The 12,948-nt window shown below is 59.2% G+C and carries 11 protein-coding genes; 1 reads left to right on the top strand and 10 read right to left on the bottom strand.

Features of this window, described 5'->3' with window-relative positions; all coding sequences use genetic code 11:
- Positions 1-43: 43 nt before the first annotated feature.
- Positions 44-709 carry a hypothetical protein gene (locus tag MTX21_RS33345; protein WP_280968788.1) on the top strand — a complete coding sequence of 222 codons (666 nt, stop codon included), beginning with the start codon at positions 44-46 and terminating at the stop codon, positions 707-709.
- On the opposite strand, the gene MTX21_RS33340 is transcribed toward MTX21_RS33345, so the two are convergent.
- The 10 genes from MTX21_RS33340 to MTX21_RS33295 form a co-directional block, all read right to left on the bottom strand.
- The gene (locus MTX21_RS33340) at positions 673-1,743 is read right to left on the bottom strand and encodes an adenylosuccinate synthetase (protein ID WP_280968787.1); all 1,071 of its coding nucleotides are present in this window, start codon (positions 1,741-1,743) and stop codon (positions 673-675) included. The two genes, MTX21_RS33345 and MTX21_RS33340, sit on opposite strands and share 37 nt — an antisense overlap.
- Entirely contained in the window at positions 1,728-3,638 is a 1,911-nt protein-coding gene (locus tag MTX21_RS33335; protein ID WP_280968785.1) for a ribonuclease H-like domain-containing protein, read from the bottom strand. The genes MTX21_RS33340 and MTX21_RS33335 overlap by 16 nt, the downstream gene beginning before the upstream one ends.
- A 304-nt stretch (positions 3,639-3,942) precedes the next feature.
- Positions 3,943-5,202: a three-Cys-motif partner protein TcmP gene (locus MTX21_RS33330; RefSeq protein ID WP_280968784.1), complete on the bottom strand. Its 1,260-nt coding sequence runs from the start codon at positions 5,200-5,202 to the stop codon at positions 3,943-3,945.
- Between the two features lie 188 nt (positions 5,203-5,390).
- Positions 5,391-6,170, bottom strand: a complete 780-nt coding sequence (locus MTX21_RS33325) for a phage Gp37/Gp68 family protein (protein ID WP_280968783.1) — start codon at positions 6,168-6,170, stop codon at positions 5,391-5,393.
- 656 nt (positions 6,171-6,826) lie between these two features.
- Positions 6,827-8,083 (bottom strand): amidohydrolase family protein, encoded by a 1,257-nt coding sequence (locus tag MTX21_RS33320; RefSeq protein ID WP_280968782.1) that lies wholly within the window; start codon positions 8,081-8,083, stop codon positions 6,827-6,829.
- Positions 8,084-8,160: 77 nt separating this feature from the next.
- Positions 8,161-8,856 carry an ABC transporter ATP-binding protein gene (locus MTX21_RS33315; RefSeq protein WP_280968781.1) on the bottom strand — a complete coding sequence of 232 codons (696 nt, stop codon included), beginning with the start codon at positions 8,854-8,856 and terminating at the stop codon, positions 8,161-8,163.
- The gene (locus MTX21_RS33310) at positions 8,849-9,583 is read right to left on the bottom strand and encodes an ABC transporter ATP-binding protein (RefSeq protein ID WP_280968780.1); all 735 of its coding nucleotides are present in this window, start codon (positions 9,581-9,583) and stop codon (positions 8,849-8,851) included. Before MTX21_RS33310 ends, MTX21_RS33315 begins: the two co-directional genes overlap by 8 nt.
- Entirely contained in the window at positions 9,570-10,580 is a 1,011-nt protein-coding gene (locus tag MTX21_RS33305) for a branched-chain amino acid ABC transporter permease (protein WP_280970877.1), read from the bottom strand. Before MTX21_RS33305 ends, MTX21_RS33310 begins: the two co-directional genes overlap by 14 nt.
- A gap of 65 nt (positions 10,581-10,645) precedes the next feature.
- Entirely contained in the window at positions 10,646-11,866 is a 1,221-nt protein-coding gene (locus MTX21_RS33300) for a substrate-binding protein (RefSeq protein WP_280968779.1), read from the bottom strand.
- Positions 11,863-12,726 carry a branched-chain amino acid ABC transporter permease gene (locus MTX21_RS33295; RefSeq protein WP_280968777.1) on the bottom strand — a complete coding sequence of 288 codons (864 nt, stop codon included), beginning with the start codon at positions 12,724-12,726 and terminating at the stop codon, positions 11,863-11,865. Before MTX21_RS33295 ends, MTX21_RS33300 begins: the two co-directional genes overlap by 4 nt.
- Positions 12,727-12,948: the final 222 nt, after the last annotated feature.

Here is a 12,948-nt window from a genome sequence, read left to right as displayed (position 1 = left end):
ATTCGCCTTGCTTCGCGCGATCGCTGAACACACCAGGCTCCGAATGGCCGTGATCTGGTATCTGTTCTCGGACGAGGATCACAATTCAGATGGTCGCCACGTGAGTTATCTCAAGGATCCAAGTCTCGCCAGGCTGGATCCCGACCTGCACGCCGCGCTTGGGAAGATCGTGAGTAACAACCGAAGGAACGTTCGGGCAATCGCCAGATCGCGAATTCTGCCCCCGGACACGACCTTCTTCGACAAGATCATTTCTGACCGGAAGAGCGAGATTAAACTTCCTCGTGCGGCAAGGGCCCGACAGCGTGCAAGTTGGCTCAGGAAGGCGTTGGACAGTGCGAAGGATCATCAGCTCGTCTTTCTCGATCCGGACAACGGACTAGAGACGGCATCGGTCCACCGGCACTCTCCAAAGAGCGGAAAATATGTTTTCTGGAACGAAGTTGCCGATTTCTGGGATGCCGGACATTCGCTGATCATCTATCACCACCTCAACCGGACGGCGACGGTCGCGCGTCAAGCCGACATACTGAAGGCGAAATTCCGCGAGCGATTTCCCGATGCTCCGCTCCTTCGACATTTCTTGGCGCGTCGCGGATCCTGTCGACATTTTTGGATTGTGGCTCAGAACGAGCACGCGAAGGTCCTGGCCGCTTCGATCGAACGGATTTCTCAGACGGCTTTGAGGGACTGCCTCGAGGTGGGTTGAGTTCGGCCATCCTTTTCGAGAACGGATCTCGGTTCCAGCGAATCGGGTCCGAATCCGACCATCGTCACCGCTGCTCCAATTCGCGATTCCACGCGCGCAACAAAATCGCGCGCAAGGCTGCTTCGCTTGCCTTTGGCGAGGGCAGGATCGACATAGTCGAGATGGTTCAGAACGATCAAGGTGGGCTGATTTGCGGCGATGGCCCTTCGTACGACGTCGACCTCGAAACGGCCGATACGACGGACTTTTTTCGTAGCGGTGGTAAGCTCTCTATAGTCCTCGGCAAGGCCCGCTTCGATCGCGAGTTCCTTCCAGCTCATCTCATCCTCGAGCTGGCCAGAATTACCTGCTACCCGGATCGGGTGAGCGCGCAAGACGAGCACGATCTCGTCGACATCTAACGGGCTCAGACCAGCCTCCGAGACGAACGCGGCGGCTGTTGTGTCCCGACTGGTTGCATGCGGGTAGAAGCCTCCATGGAGCACGGAAAGCCCGAATCCCTGCGATCCTTCGATGACGATGCGTTGCCCCTTGGCCAGAACGTCACGCATCAGCTGAGCGGTATCATCGAGATAAGGCCCCAACCTCGGTTCATCCCCCGCCAGACGAACCGTTGAGGCCCGGCCGATCCGGCGTACCAGCGCGGCACCCGTTCCCGATCCGGTCGACCCGATCCGATCGACGAGCCCGCTCAATCTTTCCGCCTCACGATCCTCCGCGGAGATCAGGCTCGCAAATGGGCTGACCTTGACGCGGTCCGGCCCCAACCCGAGCTCGGCGACTTCCCTCTCGAATATCTCGGCGTCGATGAGGGCCCCAGGCGGGAGTACCGCGATCGTATCCTTTGCGAAGACGGACGCTGGCAACTGACGGAAGGGACGCGGCTTGCCGCACTCGTCGACGATCGTATGCCCTGAGTTGGTTCCGCCCACGCGGATGACGCAGCGAGCCCCCTTCCCGCGGGCAATCGCGAGCGCGACCTTGCCTTTCCCTTCCGAACCGTACTGGCCACCAACGATTACTGAGACAGGCATTTGCCGCTCTTCGAGATCTCCGAGATGACCTGATCTAGCGACTGTTTCAACTCGGACAAGCTTCCCTCATTCGTCAAATGGATCTGAGCCAACTTCGCGAGCGGCCCGATACCGGCCTCGACCGGCTGATCGTCGGCCGACTCGAACGAAACGGATGCATCTTCTGCATATCTGTCGCGGCGGACCTCATCCGATGCGGAAATATGGAGATGGATGAAACGGGCTCCGAAGGTCTCCACGAAATACGCCCGGTCCTCGGGGAAACGAAGCCCATCAATCACGATCAGGTTATGGCCTCCCACGCGTTGAAGGACACGCTCGCATAGCCACCTCTGGCCCTTCTCGCTATGGATCCGCTCGCCGAACTGCTGACGTGTCGCGCGATCGGGAGTCTGTCCCGCTTCCCTGATCTCGTCGTCTATGACCAGGCTAAATCGCGTGTACGCGAAGCCCTGTTCTTCCAGCATCCTGGCGGCGGTAGTCTTTCCGGAGCAGATGCGTCCGCTGATCCCCACGACGAGAGGAGCATCGATCCTGTCGGTCAGCTTCGGCACGATCAAGGCGCCTTCGGTCGGGCCGCAGAGTGCTTCGTACTTGCCGGCGAGGAAGAAAGAGCCGACCAACGCGGCAGTAATTGCGTCGAGCTCATCATGCGTGACGTCTTCCGAAAAATATCGTCCTTCGATACCGAAATCGGAGAGGCCGCGCTTCAGATATTCGATCCCAGCTCCCTTGCGCGGGATCGCCATGATATCCTGGGCCGCGCCAGGATAGCTTTCGATGACCGCGACTCCTTCGCTTCGGATCCTGGCCGCCAGCAACATGCCGCGCCTTGTCAGTCCCTGCATGCTCGGCAGCAGCGCCGGATACACGTTGACGCCGCGCCGCTTCAACTCGCGTTCGCACTTGCGCATGATGCCGTACTGCTGTCGACCTGGATCATCGTCGGTGACCACGGTGCGTCCGAACGGAAGCGAGAGTGGGGAGTCGATGGAGACCAGATCCGGCTTGAGATCGATTATCCGACCGACCATCTCCTCATCGGTATGCACCGTAAGCGTCTCGGCGACCGCACCGTTTAGAACACACCATCCGGAGCCGCGCTTCTCCGAACCGGTCAAATCGATGCCGACGATCCGGGCCTGCTCGGCCGGAGTAGCAGAGAAGATCGACGCGAAGCTGCGGAACACGACACTGGGTTGGAGCGCACGGTCCGAGATGATCGGGGCCGGTTGACCGAAGATGCGCCGGGCGATCTCCTCGAACGCCTGAGGCTGAAGCCAGAAATCACGCTGCAGATTGAGGCGAGCCATCACGATGTCCAAGATGGCTGCCATACCAAGGACGTCGCTTCGATTGTACAGGACGAGCTTCTGCAACGCCGGCAGGCTTCCGCGCAGGTAATCGTGCCACAGAAGCACGGCTGCAGCGCCATCGACGTCATCGAGATCGTTTCGGAAGTCGATCTTGAGCTCCCTCTCGATCCTCTTCTGCCCACCAGCGAGTCCGATCCGGCGTGAAAGGTAACGCAGGTCGACATGGATCCCCGGCAGCACCAGATCGCCGAACGTCTTCTGAAGGAATCGAAGATCGAACAGAGTGCCGTTAAAAGTCACCAGAACGGTAGCCGAGGCGAGATCCTTGAGCAAGGGGGCCGGGTCCTCGCCCTTCACCAGGACCTTGTAGGTGCCGTCGATGGCCCAGCCGATGATCGTGATCTCGTCGTAGAACCAACTAAGGCCCGTGGTCTCGACGTCCAGAAATAGGACTCGAGCGTCCCGCGAGAGGATAGGCGACAGATTGAGGTCGGGCGCGGCACTTTTGCGGACGGGTTGGACCGCTCGCGTCCGCGAGGTCGGCGGATTGCCCCCCTCCGCATCGAATAGTGAAAACAAGATGTCGCTCCGCCCTCACGCGCGCCGCAGCGCGACTTCGTCGAAGTTATCCCCAAACGTTCTGCGCCGATAGTCGCTTTCCTGATCCCACTCCCGGAACTCCTAAGAGCTCCACAGAAGTTTGAGATTGCTTCGGAAATGCCTCCGATACGATCCTCTCATATGTCGTCGCGTTCGCGCTTCCTAACCGGGATTTGCGCGCGCCGCGAGCCCTGATCGGCGCAATTCGCAGGAAATATAGACTAAAGCGCGCCGGCGAGAACAACGCATTGATATTACTTGCATTTTTCAAATCCGCAACTTTTCAGAAACCCAGCCTGCTGAATAACGATCGCTCTTCAGGCAAGAACAAGCGATCCCTCCATCCGATCGTTTTTGCTCTCGGCTTTCTGGAGCCGTCGGGGGCGATAATCGACAGCTCTCCTTCGTCCCGCAGGAGCACGAGCTGCTTCTGGAGGATTTCCGAAGTTACAGGCGTATCATTGCAGTTCCCGGCGAATAGCTCCTCCACAAGGAGGCCGCGTCCCGCCCTACTGGCTGAATGAATCATGGGTGGCAGCTGTTCCAGGACTGCAGCTTCCGAACGCCTTCTAGCGTCATCGTCGAACATGAACGTGAGCATGCCCTGGCGCAAATCCTTCGACGGATCGAAACCGAGAGCATGGAAACCGGCCCCGCCATGATGTTGGAAATGGTTGTTCAGCCGCCAGTGCAGCTTTCCCATTTCATCCCTCGCCTGCCGGTGGTTGGACAGGTGCAATAGCCAATATGATCGGTGAGCCTCGACCGAGCGAATAAAGAAGGGCGTGTAGAAACGGGCTCCGGCCCGATCGCGAATGTGGCGATAGAGACCATTTTGAATTAGATAGCGCCAACCATCGGCATCGCGCATGCCTGTCAACTCGCGGACATCTTCCCGCTCGAGTTCGACGTTGAGGAGCGCCTGCGTCTCGCCTGTCTTTTCCGAAAGGAAATCGATCAGGGCATCGACCGCGAACGTCAGTAAGATTTCCGGCTTTTCGATCGAGCTCATGACCTCGCGCATTGTCCCCAAAGCGACATCGCTCCAACCGTATTGGTCCAGAAAAAACAACGAGCGCTGCGCCGTGCCCTTCTTGCGGATGTGAGCCACGATATCGGGAAGCGCCTCCTGAAAGAGGGCCTTGCGAACAAAGATATCCCGCCCAAGTCTCGATCCGTATCCGCGCTTTTGAAGCACGTCGTTGAGAAACTCGATATGGTGACGCTTCTCGTCGATGAAAAAGAAGTCGACCCTCAGATCGAACCCTTTCGAGCGGGCGGCGCAGAGCGCCTCGTCCACGGCCTCGACGGCTTTCAAAAGCCGGAGGGGAGATCCGTCTACTTCTTTCGATCCCGACCGGTAGAGCCCACCGCCGCAAAAGCCGTCGACGATGGTCAGGTTGAGCATCGTCTGAGCCGGGCTTCGCGTGACGCGATCGATGTAGATCTTTACGTAGTGTTCGAAGATTTCGTGCTTGGCGAGGCTATGCTCTCCCAGAACGGGGGGACGCCGACCAAGCTTCCAGGCGTACTGTCCACTCATATCGTCGACGTTCTTCTCGGGGATTTTCGGAAGACCAACCTAGTCGATTCGCGTCTAGCGTGCCGAGCCCCGACTCAGGACATACCGACTTTCCACAGACGCCCTGCGGCACAACCACAGTTCATCCGCCGCCTGCCTGAAACCGATCCGTTCGAACCCCTACCGCCGGGCGGCAATTGCATAGGAAGTCAGGACAAGGGCGCCGCAAGGGGCATCTGATCCCAAACTTGGTCGCGGTAGATACGCCCGTTGGCTTTCTTAGAACGGCGCTTGTTGTCCTTCCCCCAAGTCCCCCACTGCTTGAAAAAGAACGCTGTATTATGCACAGCGCAACGGTCGAAGATTTCGTCGATCCACTCCTCTCGGATCGGGCGTGCCGACTTACCGCTTTCTCCCCCGACGATAGCCCAATCGATACCCCTGAGGTTCACCGGACCGACGAAGCCGATCAGAGGTTCAAACGATATGAACCGGATCGCTGCAGGAGCGGATCGCAGGTGGTCTATGCGGTGAACCACGTCAGCGTTTTCAACGCTGGTCCCCAGCCAAACGTTCGGCAACACCTTCCGGATTTTCGATCCGACGAACTTTCCCATGCGCTCGGGGCGCTTGCTGAGGATCTGATAGTGGTGGTGCGGCGTGCGAGCCATTACGTCCCAGACCTTCAGGATGAAAGCCTCTGAAACGCGATCATGGAAGAGATCCGACATCGAATTGACGAATATCTTCCGCGGCTTCCGCCAGCGCAGGGGAATCTCGAGTGCCGTCGCATCTTCACGGACGACACCGTTCCAAACGGTTCTTTTGCCGCTTCGACGAGTCAGCCCCTTGTATTTAGGGACGCTCATCGCCTGCAGGCGCCTCGCCATCTCCATGGCATAGCAGTTGGTGCAGCCGGCGCTGACTATTGAACACCCTGCCACGGGATTCCAGGTGGCATCGGTCCATTCGATCTGTGTCTCGGCCATGACCGCCTCCGCATATCACCGCAAGCGTCGCGGCGTGCCGAACCCAGTGATAGCAACGCGATGGTTAACGCCCGGTTGGGGGCATTTCAGAAAAGGGCGCGGAAATAACCCGCCATAGAACATATCAAGAACATCTGCGCGCGGTCAAGCCGTTGGTGGTGGACCGTCACTGCGATCTGTTCAACGTCACTCAGAAGTACCCCAGAGGCGAAGGCGCCCGGCCTGTCGTTCCGATTACGAGTGCTACGGGCGAGCGATTAAGGGCCCACCATATCGCGGCGACTGCGATCAGCATCTGTGCTTCACCCACTCAGGGTAGCGAGTCGCGCCGCCCACTGCTAGAGAATCCTCTAACCCAGAGCCAGTTCGATCGCTTGTCTGCAAAGCCTGGACCGAGCATCGGCTTGCCGTCGCAGGACGCAATGGACGAAATCCAAGGGAGCAGTGCGATCGAAGCGAAAGCCGAAGGACCTTGGTCGACGCTCGCGCTTGAGACGATCGGCTGGAAGGCTTTTCAGGATCTCTGTTCGCAAGTCTGCGAGGGGGTGCTGGGAGGGCCCGTTCAAGTTTACAGAGAGGGGATACCCGCAAACGATCCGTGTTTTCAGACGTCGACAAATAGAGACCACCTAAACTCGCGTAACGAAGTGCAGCATTCAGGATAGTCTGAAGAACTGCTTCGCGTTCTCGCCAAGGATTCTGATCGCCAAGCGCTTTGCGTCGCGCGACCGAAAGTAACCGTTCGCGACTTTTTCGTTCAGAACTTCGCCGATTAACCGGCGCGCGCCCTGTATCGCAGCAAACGTCTCCTCAACGTGAAGACAATCTCCTCCGATCATCATTCGCGAGTCATCTGGCAATACTTCAATGGCCTCGTGCAGGGCGAGCTTGAAATGTGACGGGCTCAACAGAAAAGACCAGCACAGATCAAGCCAGACATTTCGATACACAAAGGCCATTCCCAACAAGTCCCGGCTCCAGGGATAGGCCAAATGCATCAGCAGAAAGCGGGTCCGAGGATGACGCTCAATCAACCCGGTCATACGTAGCGGGTGGGAGCCGCTTATGATTGCCGTTCCAAGGTGAGTTTGGACTGGCAGGTCGGCCTCGCCTGCGAGTTGACAAAACAAGTCGACGACAAAGTCGCAGAAAGCCTTGCGCGCTGCCGGCGATGGCGAACTTTGTCCCCAGGCCTGCCGAGCCAGTTCTTCGTTCGGTTCGTCAAAGCTTAGATCCCGGTCATAGGCGAGTGCGTTCTTGAGCGCAATGTGATTGCGCCGGGAGCAGCCGGCTACGAGCTCGCGGATTGCGTCGCAATAATCATCGAAGGTTTTCACCTCCATGCCGAGGCGCCGCAGCAACGTATGGCCGCAATTTCCATTATGATCGCGGGATTCGGGGTGCCAGCCGAGGGCGAATGCGTTAATCCGCAGGACCGCATCGTAACTTTGCCCAAGGACCGGCCGCGGATCCATCAACGGATCGAGAAAAGGGTCCGTTACGATCCTTCCGATGGCGGCGCGCCCAATCACTTCACTTGGCCATGTCGCCTCCTTGTGGCGCAAGCGCACTGAAGCGTCTACCGCCTCCCAGTTGTCGCGCGTGATTCCAGTGTCGGCGACGCCGTAAAGCTCGGCGACTCCGCGGACAAGGTTACGGACGAATGCGTTCGATCCGCTCCTCTCGAGGAACGGAGCAAGGGCCTCCCAGGTGGTCGGCTCGGTAGGGCTAGATATCATTTCGATCGTTGCCTTGGGCTCGGATGGCAGCACGTGGCTCGTCCAAGCCGCATAGCTCTGTTGGAACAGTTTCAACAGATTTACGTCCGAGCTGTGTGCGACCTCGGGCATGTGATGTTCATGGACATCGACGACTTGGCACGCATTCACAAAATCGCTCATACTTTCGGACATAGCCCCTCTCTGTTCAGCCATCGCAAGGAACTCGAATGCGCCACCTACGGCCAGGAGGTGGCCGCCCGCGAACGCCTCTACGGCGCTAGATACGTCAACAGCCGCGGGTCGTTGCGCAGCTGCTGCGACGGGCCCGAAAGCGCGACACGGCCGCGATCGAGCACATAGGCGTGCTCCGCTACACGCATTGCGAGGTCGAGATGTTGCTCGACGATGATGATGGCAATCTCTCTGGCTAGCTCGACCAAGCGCTCGGTGATCTCCTCGATGACGCCGATCCAGACGCCCTCGGTCGGCTCATCCAGCAGGAGGAGTTTGGGGTTTCCGAGGATAGCGCGCCCGATTGCGAGCATCTTGCGCTCGCCACCGGAGAGCGTTCCGGCCGGCTGATCCAGGCGCTGGCCGAGTTTTGGAAACATCCTCATCACCCGGTCCACTGCCGATCCATCTGGGTGCAAAAGCGATCCGACGGCGAGATTGTCACGCACGGAGAGGCGCGCGAACACTGAATGCTCTTGCGGCACATATCCAATGCCGGCCCGCACCCGCACTTCGGTCCGGCGGCGATCGATGTCTTGGCCGTTGAACTGCAGGCCGCCCTTCCATGCCGGCAGTTCGCCCACAATCGCTTTCATGAGCGTGCTCTTTCCGGCGCCGTTGCGGCCGAGGACGGCCACACCGCCATGCGGCGGGATGGCCATGTTGACACCGAACAAGACCTGGCTGCGTCCATAGCCGGCATCGAGATGCTTGATATTGAGGAATTCAGGCACGGCGCAGATAAATCTCCTGGACGCTTTTGTTGGCCTGGATCTCGGCAACCGTTCCTGACGCCAGCACCTTGCCCTGATCGAGCACGGTCAGGCGGTCGCAAATGTCGCGGATGAAATCCAGGTCGTGCTCCACGATGACGAGCGAGCAATGCTGTTTGATCGGCTGCAGCAATTCGCCGGTGACGCGGCGCTCTTCCAGGCTCATGCCGCCGGTGGGCTCGTCCAACAGCAGCAGGCGCGGTCGGCATGCGAGAGCCATCGCGATCTCCAACCATTGCTGCTGCCCGTGAGATAGGGTCGCCGCAGCATCAAAGGCGCGATCGGCGAGCCGGAACTGGAGCAGCATCGTCATGACCTCCTCGTGCAGTCGTCCTCGAGTGCGCGAGAACGCCAGGTCCAGCAGTGAGGACCGGGCCTGCAGCGCGAGCAGGATGTTGTCGTAAAGCGTGAGGGTCGGTAGCACGGCGGTGATCTGGAATTTCAGGCTCATGCCGGCTCGCGCACGCTCTGGCGGCGTAAACGAGGTGACGTCAGTATTGATGAACATCACCTTGCCTCGCGTCGGCACGAGCGCACCTGCAAGACACTTCATCAGCGTGCTCTTGCCCGAGCCGTTCGGCCCGATCAGGCCATGAAACTCTCTCTCGCCGACCGTGAGCGCCGCTCCGTCCAGCGCGGTGAGCTTGCCAAAGACCTTGGAGATGCCGGCGGCTTCAAGGAGCGGCATTGCGCTTCTCCGTCAAGCTCGGGCCGAAACTACCGACACGTTCCCGCTCGCCCAGCACGAGGCTGATCAAGCCGAGGGGCCGGAACAGAATGACGAGCAACAGCAGAACGCCGAGAAGGATCGGCCAGATATCGCGATAGTTGTCGGAGAGCCAGAAGCTGAGTCCCTCGACAATCGCGGTGCCGATGACCGCACCGATCAATGTCCCGGAGCCGCCGAACAAGACGTAGAGCACGACCTGGGTCGACATGACCACGCCCAGCATGTTCGTCCAGACGAACCCCTCGTGAAACGCATAAAGGCTACCGGCAGTACCTGCAATCGCGCCGCTGATTGCGAATATGATCGCCTTCAAATGTTGCACTTTGTACCCGAAGAAGGCGATCCGCTGTTCGTTCTCTCGCAATCCCGCCAGCGCCAGGCCGAACTGGGATCGCAACAGAAACCGCGACAGAAGATAGATCAGAACTAGAATGGCGAGCACCAGGTAGTAAAAACCTGGTCCCTCGCTCAATTCGTGCGAGCCGATTGTCATCGGTTGGATCGAAGGGATACCGTTCTGACCGCCAAGATAATGTGAACCTCTCGCCAGCCGGTCAGCTGCGTAAGCTCCGGTCATAGTACCAAGCGAAACGAAGACCACACTGGAGGGGTGACGGCCGAGCAGCAGGAAGCCTGCCAGCAACAATGCCGCCACAAAGCCTATCAGGGTTCCGGCCGGAAGAACGGCAAAAATCGATCCGACACCGAAATCGCGTGAAAGCAGCGCCACACCGTAGCCAGCCATGCCGAAGAACAACGACTGCCCCAAGCTCAAGATGCCCGCATAGCCCCACACCAGGTCGAACGACAACGCGAAGAGGCACAGAATGAGCACTCGTGTCGCATAGACGGTGATGTAATCCCGCAGCACGAGAGGTGCGATCGAAGCGGCAATCAGCAACGCTAGCTCGAGAATCGGAAGCACCTTCTTTCGCCCTGCGAAGGCAGATGCCAGGACGGGCGAATGAGCAGCTTCAATGACCCGTGGCGGGGGCTGTATGCCAGTGCCGGTCGATGACATCAGCACTCCTTCGGATCGACCAGGCCGGCGCTACGCGAGACAATCTCGTACTGGCCGCCTTTCGCCACTCCAATGTACATGTTCATCCTGCAGTGGCGCTTGCCGGGCGCCATCTCGGCAGGCCCGCCCGGCCCTTCCGCAATCTTCGCGTGGTCGAGGGCGGCGGCTACGGCGTCGCGGTCAATTGTACCGGCCTCCTTTACTGCAGCCTCCCACAGTCTCAGTCCACGATAGGTGCCGGTCGCGGCGCTGCCTGCCGAGAACCGGAACTTGGCAGGGAATTGTTTGTCGTAAGCCGATTGAATCCTGGCGCTCACTGGATCCTCCACCGCGAGCACCTTGTAGTAGTCGAGGCTGCTCGCAAGCCCTTCAATCTCGTGAGCCTCGTTCATTTCCAGGAAGTTTTCGTCGTAATAGACGCAGCCTAGCCGCCCGCCGTTTTTGGAGAAGCCGGCTTGGTAGAGCTGCTTGAAGAACGGGCTAACGCCGGGCGGGACAATGGCGTTGAAAACCACGTCTACTTTGTTGGATATGATGCGGTTTACCGTAGAGGAAAAGTCGATCTGATCGAGCGGGTAGTATTCTTCAAATATGACCTCACCACCGCTGCTCTCGATCACCTTGCGCGCATAGGCGTTGATTGTTTGCGGCCAAACATAATTGGAGCCAGGCAGCGCGAAGCGTTTGCCACCATTTTTGATCAACCAGGGAATGAACTGATCGCAATTCTGAGCCGGTACCGGCCCGGTGCAGAACAGATAAGGAGTGCACTCTTTACCTTCGTAACCTTCCGGATAGATATAGAGCGTCTTGCCGCGAGAGATAATGACGTCCTTGATCGCATTGCGCATCGAGCTCGAGATACCGCCGAGCACCAAGTCGACCTTGTCTCGCTGAATCAGCTTGCGCACATTTCCCACGGCGACGGATTCGTCTGAGGCAGTATCCTCAATCAGGAGTTCGATGGGGCGTCCCAACAGGCCGCCGGAATCGTTGATTTCCTTGACCAGCATGCGAGCGACATTGGCGTCGGTGTTGCCGGCGAAGCCGAGCGACCCCGTAAGATCGGTAGCAATGCCGAGCCTGATCGGGCCTTCTGCAGCATTTGCCCAGTCCGGGCGGATCAGCCAGCTGCCCGGGCCCGTCGCGATTGCTGCCGAAGCGAGGGCAAAATTACCAAGAAAGCGGCGGCGGCTTGGTTGACGGCTGGCGTTGATCATCGGTTGACCCCTCTTCCCGAAACTAGGCCTTCCGGCCGGAACTTGATAAAAATGATGGCGAGCACGAACACCAGAACGTCGGCGATGACCGGTGACATCAGCCAAGGCAGCGAGGCACTGAACGTGCCGATGACGCTGGCGCCAGCGACCGGGCCCGCAAAGGACCCGACGCCGCCGACCATCACGGCAACAAAACCCTGGATAAGAAAGCGGATGCCGAGATCGGCGAACAGTGAAAAGACTGGCACGATCAGCGCGCCCGCGAGGCCCGCGAGCGCCGCACCAAACGCAAAGGTGAGGCTGTAGATCATGCCCGTGGAGATGCCCGAGGCACGCGCCAGCGACGGGTTCTCCAGCGAGGCGCGGACTCGCAGCCCGAACGAGGTGTAGGCAAGCAGTACATGGCTCGCGGCCATCACCAGCAAAGTGACGATGACGATGACGCCGCGCCAGGTGGCGAAGTGCAGACTTCCGATCGTGATGGAGCCACCGATTGGCTCCGGCACCGAGAGATAGAGTCCGCCGATCAGGCCGCGCACGACTTCGCGAATGATCAGCCCGAGCGCATAGGTGCCAAGCATCGCGACGATTGGAGCGGCATAGAACCGTCGCACCACGAGCTTTTCCAGGATGAAACCAAGCGCGCCGACGACGACGGGCGCGGCAAGCATCCCGAGCGGGACCGGAAAACCGACGCTGTGCACGAGATAAGTGACGTAGGCGCCAAGCAGGACAAACTCGCCCTGGGCGAAGTTGAAGATACCCATCATGCTGGCAATGATCCCGAGGCCGAGCACGACCAGCACAACGATCGCGCCGAAGCTCAAGATTTCGAAGATGGCGATAGGTAGCGTGTCCATGCTGCTGCGTCACATTCCCGGCGATTGCGAGCACATCCTCTTCACGCCGACCGCTTGACGGCGTGGGCTACTCGTTGGAATGCGAAGGGCTTCTGCCACGAGAGCGCTCCTAGAAGGTCATCCCGGCAATGGGAGTTGCAGGCGAACGTGAGCTTCTTGGGCGGCTCGCCTGTCGACACTTCATTCACGACACCCAGCGCGAGATTTCCTAGAGAAACGTAG

The sequence above is a fragment of the Bradyrhizobium sp. ISRA430 genome (assembly GCF_029909975.1).
Lineage (GTDB): Bacteria > Pseudomonadota > Alphaproteobacteria > Rhizobiales > Xanthobacteraceae > Bradyrhizobium.
The sequence above is the reverse complement of the archived record's forward strand: the minus strand, read 5'-3'. Positions and strand labels throughout refer to the sequence as shown.

Bases quoted from the DNA above. Each gene is read 5' to 3' on its own strand.
- MTX21_RS33340 (WP_280968787.1), bottom strand. From the start codon at position 1,743: ATGCCTGTCTCAGTAATCGTTGGTGGCCAGTACGGTTCGGAAGGGAAA.
- MTX21_RS33295 (WP_280968777.1), bottom strand. From the start codon at position 12,726: ATGGACACGCTACCTATCGCCATCTTCGAAATCTTGAGCTTCGGCGCG.
- MTX21_RS33310 (WP_280968780.1), bottom strand. From the start codon at position 9,583: ATGCCGCTCCTTGAAGCCGCCGGCATCTCCAAGGTCTTTGGCAAGCTC.
- MTX21_RS33345 (WP_280968788.1), top strand. From the start codon at position 44: ATGGCCGTGATCTGGTATCTGTTCTCGGACGAGGATCACAATTCAGAT.
- MTX21_RS33320 (WP_280968782.1), bottom strand. From the start codon at position 8,083: ATGTCCGAAAGTATGAGCGATTTTGTGAATGCGTGCCAAGTCGTCGAT.
- MTX21_RS33300 (WP_280968779.1), bottom strand. From the start codon at position 11,866: ATGATCAACGCCAGCCGTCAACCAAGCCGCCGCCGCTTTCTTGGTAAT.
- MTX21_RS33330 (WP_280968784.1), bottom strand. From the start codon at position 5,202: ATGAGTGGACAGTACGCCTGGAAGCTTGGTCGGCGTCCCCCCGTTCTG.
- MTX21_RS33325 (WP_280968783.1), bottom strand. From the start codon at position 6,170: ATGGCCGAGACACAGATCGAATGGACCGATGCCACCTGGAATCCCGTG.